This is a genomic window from Luteibacter sp. (assembly GCF_009912395.1).
Classification (GTDB): Bacteria; Pseudomonadota; Gammaproteobacteria; order Xanthomonadales; family Rhodanobacteraceae; genus Luteibacter.
Genome location: NZ_WNDO01000027.1, coordinates 37,539 through 53,977, shown reverse-complemented (window position 1 = coordinate 53,977; position 16,439 = coordinate 37,539). Strand labels below are relative to the sequence as shown.

The window sequence follows — 16,439 nt, the reverse complement described above, 5'->3', positions numbered from 1 at the left end:
TCCTCAGGCACGGCGAGCCACGCCGTGTTCCAGCGCGCTTTGCCTCCCCAGGGAGGCAAAGCGTTGCTGCACGAAGCGGATGAGATGGATAGTGGCCTCGGTGACGACGCGGCCGGACATGGTCAACGCCTGCAAGGCCACCGGTGCCGGTTCGTGGCTGTCGAGCACCGTCACCAGCCGGCCCTCGGCCAGGTCGTCCTGGCATAACGGCAACGGCATTTGCGCGATGCCCACGCCGGAACGTACGGCGGCGAGCAGGGCGGCGGGATCACCGCAGGTCATGCGCGCGCGCGGTCGCCATGACGCACGACCGGACAGGCTCCATGGCACCGTGGTGTCGTGGATCGCCAGGGCAACGCAATGGCCGTCCTGCAACTGCCAGGGATCGGAAGGCAGGCCGGTGCGTTCGAGGCACTCGGGCGAGGCGACCGTCACCATGCGCATCTCGCCAAGGTCGCGCGCCACGATGTCGGTGCTGTCGGGCAGCGTCTTGCGTTCGGCCAGCACCACGTCCAGCTGTTGGCGCAACAGCGCGCTCACGTCGCTACGGCCGGACCCCATGCGCAGGCGGATGCGTGGATGCGTGGCGGCGAACGCGGGCAGCCAACCCGAGACGATGGTGGCCAGCCAGCCCTGGGCTTCCACGCGCACGAGGCCGTTCGGGGTGCTGGCGACCGTCGCGGCCTGTTCGGCGGCCATGGCGGCGGCGCACATCAGCGCGGCATGCCGATAGACCTCCTCGCCGACCGCGGTGATCGCAAACTGGCGAGCGTTGCGGTGCAGGAGGCGCACGCCGAGGCGCTGCTCCAGCCCGATGATGCGGCGGCTCAGGAGCGACCGTGTCGTGTTTATGCGCCCTGCGGCGGCGGAAAAGCCGCCGGCGTCGACCACCTGTACGAACAGGTAGAGGTCGCTGAGATTATTGATACGATCCATGCCCCACCTGCCTGGAAAAACCTGCCGGGCGTGACGCATCGTCATGGCGTGCATGACGATGGCGCGGTCCGGTGTCGTGCATTCTAACGACGTAACAGGGGTTATTCCTTTGCGCGGGGGGAGGGTACTTTTGTCGCAGGGGAATGATTGGCGTAACGGCCTATAATCGCCGCGCCGGTCGGGGACCGGCGATTCGGAAGGGGGAATTCCGTGTCCACGCTGGACTCGCCACACATACTGGTCATCGACGATACGCCGGAAGATATCCGCGCGTTGCTGCACGCCATGCACGCGGAACGCTGGCGGGTAAGCCAGGCCACGAACGGGCGTCAGGGCTATGAGCGCGCGCAGTTGCTCGCGCCGGACCTGATCCTGCTCGACGTGCGCATGCCCGGCATGGACGGCTTCGCGTTGTGCCGGCTATTGCAGGAGCTTCCGCCCGAACGCCAATGCCCGATCCTGTTTCTCACCTCGGCGGATTCGCCGGGCGAACGGCTGGAAGGGCTGACGCATGGTGGCGTGGACTACATCCTGAAAACCTGCTCACCCGGGGAACTGCTGGCACGCGTGCGCATCCACCTCCGACTCGCTCAGCGTCACGAGGCACCGGCGCGCGCGCATGAGGAATCCACGGCGGTCTCGCCGGACGAGGTCGTGCTGCGCGCGGCGATGCGGCTGATCGGCCGGCGGCTGGGCGAGGCGTTCTCGCTGGAGGAGATTGCGGCCGATGTCGGTACTTACGACAAGCGGCTGTCGACGATCTTCCGCCAGCAGTTGGGCATGACGGTGTTCGCGTGGATCCGCGAGGAGCGCCTGCGCCGTGGCCGCGAGCTGCTGGCCGATACGACGCTGGGCATGCAGGAGATCGCCGAACACATCGGTTTCCGCAGCGCCTGCAATTTCACCACGGCGTTCCGCGAACGCGTCGGCGTCACGCCGAGTCAGTACCGCAAGGCGTCGCGCCAGGAGACCCATGAGGCCTGAGCGGCTCTTGGCCGCACGCTGGCGATGGCTCGGCCTCGTGCTCTGCCTGTGGTCGTGGATGGCCTGCGCGGCCGTGCAGTTGCCGTTGACGGCCTATGACCAATCCAACGGACTTACCAGCCTGTCGATCGTGCGCATGGTGCAGGACCGCGACGGGTTCGTCTGGGCGGGAACGGAGAAGGGCCTGTATCGCTTCGACGGCGTGGGTTTCACGGCCGTGGGCGCCGACGATGGTTTCCAGACCTCCGAGGTGATCGCTTTCGCCGAGGACAGCACGGCCCATCTGTGGGTGGCCTCGCGCGCGGGCATCCAGCGACGCGATCGCGAAGGCCGTTTCCAGTGGGTACGCCCGCAAGGGCACCTGTTGCTCGCCGATCGAGGGCAGACCCTGGCCGTCGACGAGGACGGCGGCATGTTCGTGCTCAGTGGGCATCGCTTGCTGCATCTGCGCCGCGACGCGGGCAACGCATGGCAGGCGGCTCCGATGTTCGACGAAGCGTTCGTGCGACGCGAGCGCGGGCTGGATCAGGTCTCCGCGGTGTTCCATCGCGATGGCGTCACTTGGTTCGGGTGCGGCGACGCGTTGTGCCGTTTCGCGGCGGGAAAGCTGACACGCTATGGCGCGGAGCGCGGCGTACCGTTGGATCGCTGGCTGGGTTTTCTCCACGCACGCGATGGCAGCCTCTGGGTCCGCGGTATCCACAGCATCCGGCGCCTGGCGCCCGGCGCGGAGGCCTTCGAGTCGCGCGACATGCCCGATGGCCACGCGCGCGTGGCCGCGTCGAGCCTCGACCTGATCGAGGACCATGAAGGACGCATCCTCACTCGTAGCGACACGGGCCTGGGGCGCTGGGACGGTACGCGCTGGGAACGCTTCGACACCGGCAACGGGTTGCCCGGCGTGGGCGTGTCCGTGCTGATGGCCGATCGCGACGGCATGGTCTGGATGGGTACCTACGGTCGCGGGGTCCTCTACTGGAACAGCGCCGATGCCGTGGAAAACTGGACCGCGGCGCAGGGGCTCAACGACAGCCTGATCTGGTCGATCGCCAGGGCGGATCGCCAGTCCATCTGGGTCGCGAGCGAATCGGGTGGCGAAGTGATCGTGCCGTCCGCCGGTCGCGCCCACCGCTGGCCACTGGACGTGGCGGCACCGAACCAGGCGCACGCGGTGCTTGTCGATCGGCAAGGGCGTCCCTGGTACTTCCTGTTCGACGGCCGTGTCGTTCGCTATCGGCCGGATACCGGTCGTACCGAGCCGATGGCCACGCTGCCTTACCTGATCCGTGGCGCCTTGCTGGACCGCGAGGGGCGGATCTGGGTCTATACGCTGGGCGGCCCTTACGCCATCGATCCCGAGCATGGCGATGCGACGCGCGTGGCGCCCGATCTTGTGCCCTCCACGATGTGCTCGGACATGGCGGAGGACCCGCAGGGCCGCCTATGGCTGGCGTGCAGCACGGGCCTGTATCGGAACAATGCCCGTGGCTGGGCGAAGGTGGCGGTTCAGCCCGAGGAGGCGCTGGGCGGGTACGAGAACGTCACCGTCACGCCGGATGGCCGGCTCTGGCTCAGTGCCTTGCAGCCCGGCTTGTTCGTTGGTCGGGTCACCGACGCCGATGCGGTGGATGTCGAGACGGTGGACGATCCGCTCCTGGCGGATACGCGGTTCTATTTCCTGCGTCCCGATCGCGATGGGCGTCTGTGGGCCGGTGGCGGCAACGGCGTGGACGTGCTGCACGATGGCCACTGGACGCGCTTGTCCGCCCGTGACGGCCTGCTATGGGACGAGACCAACCATGGCGCCTTCCTGGCCGACGACGACGGCACCGTCTGGATCGGCGCGCCCGTGGGCCTTACCCATGTACTCAAGCCTGCGCAGTTGCTCGCCTCGCGCGTATTGACGCCTCGTGTCGTGTCGATGCATTACGGCGATCTCGATGCCGGCCCCGGCGCGTTTTCCGCACCTTTCGAGCATGGTGCCGCGCTGGTGATGCGCTTCGGTGTGATCGGCAACAGTGCCGGCAATCCGGTGCGCTTCCGCTATCGATTGTCCGGCGTGGACCAGGACTGGGTGGAGACGAGCCAGGCCGAGGTGCGTTACGCCGCGTTGCCGTCCGGCAGCTATCGCTTCGACGTGCAGGCGGTGGACGTGCATCGTCGGACGATCTCGGAAACGGTCACCCGCACCTTGCGCATCGCGCCGCCGTGGTGGTTTTCGCCGTGGGTCGCGATGGGCGCGGCCTTGCTCGTCGTCGGTCTCGTGGTGCTCGCCTGGCGTTGGCGTGTGGCCGTGCTGATTCACCATGCGCGTCGACTGGAGGGCATGGTGGCCGAGCGCACCGCCGAACTGCAGCAGTCCCTGCGTACGCGCAGCATGCTGCTGGCCCATATCGGCCATGACCTGCGTTCGCCGCTGGGTGCCATTCTCGACAGCGTGCGGCAGTGGCGTGCGGGATGGGGCGACCGCGATCATCCGCAACTCATCGAGCGGCATGTCCGCCAGCAGATGAGCCTGATCGACGAGTTGCTGGAGTTCTCCCGCGGCGAACTCGTGGAACTGGAGCTGGAGCCCGTCGCGGGTTATCTGCATGGATTCCTGCACGAGGTGGCCGAGAGCGCCAGCCTGCTGGCGGAACGCCAGCGCAACCAGTTGGGCTTCGTGTATGGCGACGAACTACCCGCCGTCGTCGTGGCGGATTTCCATCGCCTGCGCCAGGTGTTGCTCAACGTGCTGGGCAACGCAGCCAAGTTCACCCATGACGGCCGCGTGGACTTCCGGGTGGCGGTGGCATCCATCGATGCGGCGCGGGTACACCTGCATATCGCGGTGCAGGACAGCGGCATCGGCCTCGATCCCGATGTGTCCGATCGGCTTGCGCATCCCTTCGCCCGTGGCGGCAATGTCGGCCGGCACGAAGGCCATGGACTGGGCTTGTCCATCGTCAGTCAGTTGCTGGCGAAGATGGACAGCCATCTCGACGCGGCTGCCGGACCGGAGGGCGGTACGGTCTTCGCGTTCGACCTCGTGCTGCCGCTGGCCGTCGAAGCGGATGTCGAGTCCGTGTTCACTCCGGGCGAGGTGTCGTGGGACGGCGATGGGGAAGGGCGCGCCATCCTCGTGGTGGAAGGCCAGGCAGACAAGCGCGACATGCTGTGCGACCTGCTTGATGGCTTCGGCTTCGTGACATCGGCGGTGGAGGATGGCATCCGTGCCTCGGCGCGCATGCAAGAGGAAGTGCCCGACCTGGTCGTCACGACGGAGTCGACGGCGTGGACGTGGCTGGCGGAGGTCCGTCGCGAGTGGCCCGGCCTGCCGGTAATGCTGCTCTCGTCACGCCCGTCGCGGCCGCCGGAGGGGCTCGCCTTCGATGCCGAACTGCTCAAACCGGTCGATGCCGGTCATTTTTTGACCCTGATTGGGTCGCTGGCCCGTTCCCCTCTGGCAAAGATCACCCCGGCCGAGTGAGCCCCGGACGTGGTCCGGGCTTTTGCCCGGGCGCCTGTCTGTCATGCGTGGCATGACGCAAGTTCCTGCCTGGCTACCTTCTTCTACACGTCTCCTACACATAGGATGCCGCCCGCCGTTGTGACGGGTGTCACAACTATGAAACGACTTTGCCCGCGATCGCCCCCTGCGCCCCACGCGCGGGTGGCTTCGTGGGCATGTTCAGCACAGGGGCGCTCCCATGACCGGGACCAGGTATCCGCACGTCTTCCGTCCGCGTTCCCACCGTTACGCGCTGGAACCCCGCCAGATGTACGACGGCGCGGCGCTGACGGAGGCGAACAGCCACCACGCCGATCCGTCCGACGCGGGCCACGATACGAGCGCCTTCCGTAGTGCCGCCACCGAGCAGCCGGGCCATGCGGCGGCGCTGGCGGCGCCGCGCATCGAACTGGCCGCGGCGGCGGGCGGCATGGGAGTGACCACGTCGGCCACCGGACTGAACGTGGCGGAGCCGAGCACGCTCAACGCGGCCGGCGCCGATCGCGGCACGCTCAGCGGCTGGACCATCGACGGCAGCGGCACCGTGACGGTGACGGCCACCGTGTCCGACACCACGAAGGGCAGCCTCGTCACGGGTACGCCGGCCACGACGGTGACCGGCGGCTACCGTTTCACCGGCAGCGTCGCCGACGCGACCGCGTGGCTGAACCAGCTGACCTTCGTCGCCGCCGACGTGGAGCTGGGCAACACCGCCGCGCGCACGACCATCGACGTGAACGTAACCGACTCGGCCTCGCATTCCGGGAGCCACTCGCTCGACGTGACGATCACGCCGTCGAACGACCCCGTCTCGGTGGCCGACGCCACGAAGACGGTGGACGAGGTCGGCGCCAACGGCGGCCCGAGCGTGACGGTGATCGGCACCGAGACCCTCGTGGCGATCGACCCTGAGGTAGCCGCCGGCACGCAGACGCCCGAGCAGATCGTCTACAGCGTTACGGACCTGCCGCGCTACGGCTATCTCGCCCTCGACGGCAACCGTCTCGGCGCGGGCTCGGTATTCACCCAGCAGGATGTGATCGACGGTCGCCTGACCTATGTGCACACCGCAACCGGCGCGGACCAGGACACGGCCGATGGCTTCGTCGCACGGGTGAACGATGGCGCCACGCCGACCGACCGTTCCGCCACGGTGAAGGTGACGCTGGAGATCCACGCCATCAACCAGGCCCCGACCATCGGCGGCACGGGCATCGTGTACGAAGGCCAGCCCTCGAACGCGGTCGATACGGGCAACGTGGGCCAGTACATCGTGGCGGACAGCGGCGGCGATCCGCAGGATACCGCGCTGCGCATCACCATCACGGGCCTGCCGCAGCACGGCACGCTGTACTTCAACGGCACCGCCGTCACCGTCGGCCAGAGCTTCGACTACGCCGACCGCAATCGGCTGACGTACGCCAACGACGGCGTGGATGGCGTGACGCAGGACAGCTTCGGCGTGCGCGTCACCGACATGGGCGGCGGCACGGGCGTGCCGGCCAGCACCGACGGCACGATCGTGCTCGACGTGCATGCGGTGGACGACGATCCCGTGCTCGACCCGACCAGCAGCCTGCATGCGGGCGTCACGCCGGGCGGCAACGGCAGCGCGGGCGCGTACTCCGTGGTGCTCACGCCGACCATGATCGGCGCGACCGACGTGGATTCGCCCGACCAGAACATCAGCTTCGTCACCAGCCAGCAGGGACTGACCCACGGTTACCTGCTGCTCAACGGCGAGCGCCTGCTGGATGGCGCCACGTTCACCATGGACGACATCCGCCATGGCCGCGTGCAGTACGTGCAGGTCTCCGGCGCCGCGACGGGCCAGCAGGACACGTTCCATTTCCAGGTGGTGGACAACACCACGGCGCTGCGCTGGAACCCTGACGGCAGCACGTTCACGCGCATCGGCGGCGAGTACACGGGTGGCACGCCGACGGATACGCTGCGCGACTTCACCTTCGTCATCGACCTCGCCGCCACCGCGGCGGGCAATGGCGGCAGCTTCCCGAACCACGACGTCACCACGGTGGAGCATGGATCCACCTATGCGGGCGTCGATCCGAGCGGCGCGGCCATCGGCACGGTATCGGAAGGCGGCAGCATCGTCCTGCACGGCACCACCACCAACGGCCAGCCGACCGACTTCACCAAGATGCCGGGCTTGAGCTACACCGCGCAGGGCGTGGATCCGTCGCAGGTGGTGTACACCTTCCTTGGATTTACCAGCGACGGCGCCGGCACGGGACATGCGGGCACCTTGCAGAAGCAGGTCGGCAGCGCCTGGGTCGATATCGCGACGTACGGCACCTTCACCCAGGCCGACCTCGACGCGGGTCGCATCCGCTTCCAGCACGATGGCGATAGCGAGGATTTCCACACCACGGCTAACTTCGCGGTGTCGGCGGGCCTGGTGACGGCGGTGAACGGCCAGCCGACGATGGACAGCTGGAAGCCGTCGTTCGATATCTACGTGACGCCGGTGAACGATCTGCCGGTGGTGACCGGTTCGTCGAACACGGTGATCGCCGAAGGCGATATCGCGTACATCACCAAGGGCCAGCTCGGCATTACCGACCCCGACGACGCAACGAGCGAGCCGTGGCTGGAGAATTCGCCGACGCTGCCCAACGGCGATCCCAATTACGCGTATAACAACGACGCCACGGGCGCGAAGGCACTGAAGTTCCTGATCACCAGCCTGCCGGCGGGTGGCAAGCTCCAGTACTCGACCGACGGTGGCCACACCTGGCTGGATGTCACGGCCAACACGCTGCTGGATGCGTCCATCATCACCGGCGACAAGACCACCACCGGTCTGCGCTTCGTGAGCAACGGCTCGGAAGTGCGCAGCACCAGCTTCACCGTGGCGGCGCAGGATCGCTGGGGCGAACGTTCCCTCAACGATGGCACCGTCGGCATCCAGATCACCAACGTCAACGATGCGCCGCAGATCGCGCGCGATCCGACGCAGGCCGACCCCGCAGTGCCGTCCGACTCGCCGAACAACATCGGTGGCGCGCCGGCCAACAATCCGCTGACGGTGGTGGAGGGCGATTTCGGTCGCATCACCGACGCGCTGCTCCAGGCCTACGATCCCGACAGCTCGGCGCGACAGGTGCAGTACACCATCACGGGTGGGCCGAGCCATGGCCGCATTGCGTACTCCACCGATGGCGTGAACTTCCATTTCCTCGGTGTCGGCTCGTCGTTTACGCAGGCGGACGTCACTGCCGGGCGCATCTACTACCTCAACGACGGTACCGAGCCGACCGGCACGGCCTATCCCGGTACGCCGGACGACCGCTTCACCTTCACCGTGTCCGACGGCGACAAGGAGCAGGCGGGCAACCAGTTCTGGATCTACACCTCGCCGGCCAACGATGCACCGACGGTCACGGCGCCCAATGGCCCGATCGACCTCGACAGCGCCGACCCGCGCTACAACCCGGTGCCGGGCTTCACGGTCGGCGATCCGGACCTGGCCACGCTGGGACCGGGTGAGACGGATTACCTGCAGGTCACCGTGCGCCTGCTGCACGCGGATGGCAGCGCATTCAGCGCGGCGGAGTATGCGGCGGCGGGTGGCGTGAGCATCGGCTACGCCAGCGGTGGCGGCGCCACGGTCGGCGCCGGTCACAACGGCAGCAACGACTACCTCGTGCTCAGTGGCACGCGCGCGCAGGTCAACGCGGCGCTGGCTGGGCTGACGGTCACCTTCGGCAGCGATCGTGACGCCATCTACCAGGTACAGGTAATCGCGGACGATCGCCTGCGCGACAACACCGGTGCGCTTAGCGGCGGCGCGAATGGCGGCAGCGTCAACCAGTCCACGACGCCCGGCACCGGTACGCCGACGACGGCCGTCGATGCGACCAACTACGACTGGTACCGCGACGCGGTGCCGGACAAGAACGGCAACCTTGGCGCCGCGACGGTCATCGTCCGTGCGTCCAGCGTCAACGAACCCGGCACGCTCGGCGGTCCGAGCGGCGCGACGGTATATGAGGACCAGGCCACGCCCATCGGTGGCGCGTTCGTTGTGAGCGACCCGGAGTCGGCGGCGTTCGACACCCCGGTGACGATCCGCCTCAGCGTGCCCAGCGGCGTGCTCGGCATCGGCGGCAACGGTGCGCAGACCAGCGCGACCGCTGCCGCGGCGGGCAGCCGTGCCGTCACCATCAGTGGCGACAACACCGGCACGCTGGTGCTCACCGGTCGTGCCAGCGACATCCAGGCGCTGCTCAACGACCCCACGCTGGGCCTGACGTACCGCACCGCGGCCAACGTCAACCACGATACCAACGGCGCGGCACCGGGCGACGTGACCCTGACCGTGCATTTCGACGATACGGGTTCGGTGATCGGTGGCGACGTCGGCGATGGCAGCGTTTCCAACAACCCGGCAGACATCCAGGTCGCGATCGATATCGTGCCGGTGAACGATCCGCCGAGCGTCGCCGTGGGAACGGGAACGGTCTACCTCAACGGCAGCACGCCGGTCGGTGGCTTCGTCATCGGCGATGTCGACTACACCGACGGTGGTGGCATCGCGGCCGGCGAGAAGGATTTCCTCCAGGTCACCGTGCGTATCGCCGATGCGAACGGCAACCCGCTGCCGCGCTCGGCCTACGGCGATATCGTGCTTGGTTCGTCCGCCGCAGGCACCTCCGGTGCGACGGTCGACGGCACCTACAGCGGTACGGATTCCGCGCTGGTGATCCGCGGCACGCGCCAGCAGGTCAACGACTACCTGGCCGGCTTGCAGGTCTCCATCGGCGGTACGCTGACCAATGTGGATCAGGCGTATCACGTGGAAGTGATCGCCGACGATCGCCTGCGCGACGTCACCACGGGGGCACTGGACGGTTCCGGTGCCGCCAACGGCGGGCAGAACGCCGCGGCGGCTGGCGGCGTGCAGGCCGTGCCGACCACCGTCGTCGATCCATACGCCAAGATACCGACGGGCCTCACCCAGAACGTGGCCCTGGGCTTCCGCGTGGTGTTCCCGTCGTCGATCAACAACCCCACGGCCATCGGCGTGACCGGGCCGAACGTCGCGGACGAAAGCGCCGCCGGGCTGTTTACGCTGGGTAACGTGAGGCTGTCTGATCCGGATGCCGGCGATGCGCCCGTGACCGCCACGATCACGTTGCCGAGCGGTTTCAACGTACACGATGTCGCTGGGGCCACGAGTGTTTCGGGACACTTCGGCGGTGCGACGTACACCTTCGGCACGGACGCGCAGGGACGCAGCACGATCACCATCACCGGAACGATCGGCGATGTGGAGGCTACGATCAACGCCGTGGGCGTGAAGCTGCCGCCCGCGGCGGCGGGTGACAACAACGGCATGTGGAACGGTACGTTCCAGGTGCTGATCTCGGTCAACGACAACGGCAACCATGGCGACCGTCCCAACCGGCAGACGCTGGATGATGACGCGGCGGCCAACGCGGGCGCCGATCCGACCACCATCGGCGACGAGTACGGTTACGCGGATGGCGAGGGCGGCACGTCGAACGCGCTGGTGACCACGCGCATCATCGATGTCACGGTGAACAGCCGGACCCAGGTCAGCGAGGCCGGCCTGGTGGACCACAACGGCAGCGATGGCGTGGATGGCGCGCAGTCCTTCGCGCTGCTCAACAACCTGGCCAGCGTGACCCTCGGCTCGCCCGCCGATGGCGCAGGCCACTACATCACGTTGACTGCCGCCCAGCTCAACGACATCGCCCACGTGGACCTGGCCGATCGCAGCTTCACGACAGCCAACGGCACCCTGGTCGTCACGGGCTACGTGCCCGGCGCGGACGGCGGCCACGGCACCTTGCTCTATCACTACAGCCTCAACGGGCCGGTGGCGCAATCCGCTGCCAGCAGCGTGGAATCGATCGCCTTCTCCACGCGCGACAGCGCCGGCGTCACGGACAACGGCAAGATCGACGTCACCATCGTCAACGACACGCCGACGGCACGCCCGGACACCGCGGACATCGACGAGGACGGCCCGTCGATCGGCGGCAACGTCGTCACCGGTGGTCCGGGGGCCGATCGCGTCGGCGCCGATGCGAACCCGACGCCGGTCACCGGCGTGGCGGTGGGCACCGTCAGCGGTCCGCTGAGCGGTCATGTAGGCACGGGCGTGGTCGGTAACTACGGCACGCTGACCCTCAACGCCGATGGCAGCTACACCTACTGTGCTGGACAACAGCAAGCCGGTGGTCAACGCGCTGAAGGACGGCCAGTTCCTGACCGAGACCTACAGCTACACCATCGTCGACGGTGACGGCGACACCAGCACCACGACGCTGACCATTACCATCCACGGGCATACCGACGGTACGCCGTCCGTGACGCCACACGACGGCAACGGCGCCGGCAATGGCCCGGGTTCGGCCGGGCATACGACGGTGTGGGAATCGGGCCTGACGCCCGACGGCCCGGCGGGCCAGTCGAACCGTGCCACCGACACCATCGCCATCTCGGCGCCGGACGGGCTGACCTCCGTCACCGTGGGTGGCGTCACGCTCACGACGGCCCAACTGGTGGCATTGAGCAGTGGCACCCCCGTCACGGTAATCACGCCGCACGGCACGCTGCAACTGACCGGTTTCACGCCGACCTCGACGATGGGCGGTGCGGTGCTGGAGGGCACGCTGACGTACACGTACACGCTGGGTGGAGCCATCGGCCAGGGAGGCACGGGGCATAGCCTCGACACGATCGCCCTGCGGGTGGATGACGCAGGCGGTGGCAGCGCCAACGGCAGCCTGGTCGTCGACATCGTCAACGACACGCCGACAGCACGCCCGGATACCGCGGACATCGACGAGGATGGCCCGTCGATCGGCGGCAATGTCGTCACCGGTGGCCCGGGCGCGGATCGCGTCGGTGCAGATGCGAACCCGACACCAGTCACCGGTGTGGTGGCAGGCAACGTAGCGGGTCCGTTAAGCGGCCACGTGGGCGCGGGCGTGGTCGGCAACTACGGCACGCTGACGCTCAACGCCGACGGTAGCTACAGCTATGTGCTGGACAACGCCAACGCCACGGTCAACGCGCTCAAGGACGGCCAGTTCCTCACCGAAACCTACAGCTACACCATCGTCGATGGCGACGGCGACACCAGCACCACGACGCTGACCATCACCATTCACGGGCATACCGACGGTACGCCGTCCGTGACACCACACGACGGCAACGGTGCAGGCAACGGCACGGAGACGACCGGTCATACCACAGTGTGGGAATCGGGCCTGACGCCCGATGGCCCGGCCGGCCAGTCGCATCGTGCGACCGACACCATCGCGATTTCGGCACCGGATGGCCTGTCCTCGATCACCGTCGGTGGCGTCACGCTGACCACGGCGCAACTGGCGGCGTTGAGCAACGGCACGCCGGTGTCGGTGGTCACGCCGCGCGGTACGCTGCTGCTGACCGGTTTCACGCCGACCTCGACGATGGGCGGTGCGGTGCTGGAAGGCACGCTGACCTATACGTATACGCTGGGCGGTTCCGTCAATCAGCCGGGCGTGGATCACAGCACCGACACGATCGCGTTGACCGTCAACGATGCGGGTGGCGGCAGCGCCAACGGCAACCTCGTGGTGAACATCGTCAACGACAGGCCGACGGCCCGTCCGGATACGGCGGACATCGACGAGGACGGTCCGTCCATCGGCGGCAACGTCGTCACGGGTGGCCCGGGTGCGGACCGCGTCGGCGCCGATGCCAACCCGACGCCGGTCACCGGCGTGGTAGCGGGTAACGTCGCGGGCCCGCTGAGCGGCCATGTCGGAACGGGCGTGGTGGGCAACTACGGCACGCTGACCCTCAACGCAGACGGCAGCTACAGCTACGTGCTGGACAATGCCAACCCCACGGTCAATGCACTCAAGGACGGTCAGTCGCTGACCGAGACCTACAGCTACACGATCGTCGATGGCGATGGCGACACCAGCACCACGACGCTGACCATCACCATCCACGGCCACACCGATGGCGGGCCGTCGGTCACGCCGCATCCTGGCAACGGGACGAACACGGGGGGCGACGCCACGGTGTGGGAGTCGGGCCTGACACCCGACAGCCCCACGGGGGAATCCCGCACGGCGAGCGACACGATCACGATCTCGACGCCGGACGGGCTGTCATCCGTCACCGTCGGTGGCGTCACGCTGACCACGGCGCAACTGGCGGCGTTGAGCAACGGCACGCCGGTATCGGTGGTCACGCCGCGCGGCACGCTGCTGCTGACCGATTTCACGCCCACCAGCGTGGTCGGTGGCTCGGTACTCGAAGGCACGCTCTCGTACACCTATACGCTGGATGGCGCCATCCATCAGCCGGGCGTGGATCACAGCACCGACACGATCGCGTTGACCGTGAACGATGCGGGTGGTGGCAGCGCCAACGGCAACCTCGTCGTGAACATCGTCAACGACAGGCCGACGGCCCGTCCGGACACGGCTGACATCGACGAGGACGGCCCGTCCATCGGCGGCAACGTCGTCACGGGTGGCCCGGGTGCGGACCGCGTCGGCGCCGATGCCAACCCGACGCCGGTCACCGGCGTGGTGGCGGGTAACGTCACGGGTCCGCTGAGCGGCCATGTCGGAACGGGTGTGGTGGGCAACTACGGCACGCTGACCCTCAACGCCGATGGTAGCTATAGCTATGTGCTGGACAACGCCAACCCCACGGTCAATGCGCTGAAGGACGGTCAGTCGCTGACCGAAACCTACAGCTACACCATCGTCGATGGCGATGGCGACACCAGCACCACGACGCTGACCATCACCATCCATGGACGTACCGACGGTACGCCGTCGATTCTGCCTGTCGACGGCAACGGTGCGGCGAACGCGCACGCGACCGTCGTCGAGGCGGGCCTCGCCGAGCATGACGGCAGCCAGTCGACCGGCGGCAACATCCTCATCACGGCAGATGACGGGCTGGCCGGCATTGTGGTCGGCGGCGTGACGCTGGACCTGGCGCAGCTCACCACGCTGGCCAGCGGGCAGCCGGTCACCGTACGCACGCCGGATGGCACGCTGGTGCTGACCGGTTTCCAGCCGACGGCGAGCACGGGTGGTGTGCCCACCGCCGGCACGCTCAGCTACACCTACACCCTCGACCATGCCGTACCGCGCGCGGGCGGTGGCACCGACACGATCGCGTTGAGTGTCCTGGATGCCGGCGGCGGCAGCTCGACCGGCAGCCTGGTGGTCGACATCGTCGACGACACGCCGACGGCACGCCCGGACACCGCAATCGTGCACGAGGACGGCGCACCGGTGAGCGGCAACGTGGTGACGGGCGGCCCCGGTGCCGATCGCATCGGCGCCGACACCAACCCGACCCCGGTGGCCGGTGTGGTGCATGGCGGTGCGAGCGGACCGCTGCATGGCAACGTCGGCAGCGGCGTGGCCGGCGACTACGGCACGCTCACACTCAACGCCGATGGCAGCTACACCTATGTGCTGGGCAACGCCAACCCGAAGGTCAATGCACTCAAGGACGGCGACACGCTCACCGAAACCTATAGCTACACGATCGTGGATGGCGACGGCGACACCAGCACCACCACGTTGACGATCACCATCGTCGGTCACACGGACGGCGCACCCGCGATCGTGCCGCATGACGGCAACGGTCCGGGCGAGGGCAGGGACACTACCGGCCATACTACGGTCTGGGAATCCGGCCTCACGCCGGATGGTCCGTCGGGTCAACCGCGTAGCGCATCGGACACTATCGTGATCTCCGCGCCGGATGGTCTTGCCTCGGTCACCATCGGCGGTGTCACGCTCACGCCGGCGCAGCTGGATGCGTTGGGTAAGGGTTCGCCGGTGACCGTCGTTACCGGCCAGGGTACGTTGCTGCTCACCGGCTTCACGACGACGGCGACGGTCGGCGGCGTGACGGTGGAAGGTACGCTGTCGTACACGTATACGCTCGGCGGCGCGGTAGCTCAGCCCGGCGCGGATCACAGCACAGATACCATCGCGCTGTCCGTCACCGACGCAGGCGGCGGTCGCGCCACCGGCAACCTCGTGGTGGACATCGTCAACGACCGTCCGCTGGCCCACGACGACGCGGCAAGCATCGACCGCGACGCGGCGCAGGGCAGCACGTCGGGCAACGTGTTCACCGGCACGGGAGCGAGCCACGACGGCGCGGACCGCATCGGGGCCGATGGCCCGGCCAAGGGTGGTCCCGTCACGGCCGTCACCTCGGACAACCTCGGCCATGCGGGTGCGATTGGCGGCCCAAGCCAGGGCCAGTACGGCACGCTGACGCTGCATGCCGATGGCAGCTACACCTACGACGTCGACCCGCGCAATCCGAAGGTCGCCTCGCTGGATGCGAGCCGCACGCTGAGCGAAGTGTTCGTCTATACGATCACCGACGCGGACGGCGACACCAGCCAGGCGCGCCTGGTCATCACCATCCGTGGCGCGACCCCGCCGATCCAGGCGCGCTGGGGCGATCAGATCTTCCCGATCGCCTACCAGCATCCGGACCGCGACATCCGCCAGGGCTACGAGCCGGGCCTGTTCGTCCTGCCGGCGGTGGATGGCGTGCAGCGCGATACGCAGCGCTGGCAGCTCGGTCGCTTCATCGTCGGCGCAGGCCACCAGGCAGACCTCGCCGCGATCGCACCGGATCCGGACAACGCGCAGTTCGTGCTGAACGACGGCGTGGCGTTCTCTCGGCAGTTGCTGGTGGAGGTCCGCAGCCAGTCCCGTGTCGCCCTGCGTGACGCCGGCCTGGGTTCGCGCGTGCTCTGGGACGACTTCACGCCGTTCGCACCGAATCGCATCGCGGAAACCCAACGCCACGACGAGGGCACGCGTCACACCGCGGAAAAGCCTGCGCATCACGCCGTGAAGCTGCCCAAGCCGGACGCCGTGCCCCAGGGCGCGCCGTCGCTGTCCGCCCGTCTCGCCTCGCTGGCCCATGGCGTACCCGCGCCGGTCGCCACCCCGAAGCCCACCCATCACTAATCGCGCACCGG

General features: G+C 67.9%; 5 protein-coding genes. 4 read left to right on the top strand and 1 reads right to left on the bottom strand.

Translation table 11 applies throughout. The features are described from left to right. Window positions 1-3: 3 nt before the first annotated feature. Complete coding sequence (locus GAK28_RS19980) at window positions 4-936, bottom strand: LysR substrate-binding domain-containing protein (protein WP_291783570.1); 933 nt, start codon at window positions 934-936, stop codon at window positions 4-6. A gap of 210 nt (window positions 937-1,146) precedes the next feature. On the opposite strand from GAK28_RS19980, the gene GAK28_RS19975 reads away from it, so the two are divergent. The 4 genes from GAK28_RS19975 (at window position 1,147) to GAK28_RS19960 (ending at window position 16,428) form a co-directional block, all read left to right on the top strand. Further along, window positions 1,147-1,920, top strand: coding sequence for a DNA-binding response regulator (locus tag GAK28_RS19975; RefSeq protein ID WP_291783567.1), 774 nt, complete (start codon window positions 1,147-1,149; stop codon window positions 1,918-1,920). Next, window positions 1,910-5,389 (top strand): hybrid sensor histidine kinase/response regulator, encoded by a 3,480-nt coding sequence (locus GAK28_RS19970; protein WP_291783564.1) that lies wholly within the window; start codon window positions 1,910-1,912, stop codon window positions 5,387-5,389. The genes GAK28_RS19975 and GAK28_RS19970 overlap by 11 nt, the downstream gene beginning before the upstream one ends. Before the next feature lie 220 nt (window positions 5,390-5,609). After that, complete coding sequence (locus tag GAK28_RS19965) at window positions 5,610-11,705, top strand: cadherin-like domain-containing protein (RefSeq protein WP_291783559.1); 6,096 nt, start codon at window positions 5,610-5,612, stop codon at window positions 11,703-11,705. Then, window positions 11,599-16,428 carry a VCBS domain-containing protein gene (locus tag GAK28_RS19960; protein ID WP_291783556.1) on the top strand — a complete coding sequence of 1,610 codons (4,830 nt, stop codon included), beginning with the start codon at window positions 11,599-11,601 and terminating at the stop codon, window positions 16,426-16,428. Before GAK28_RS19965 ends, GAK28_RS19960 begins: the two co-directional genes overlap by 107 nt. Window positions 16,429-16,439: the final 11 nt, after the last annotated feature.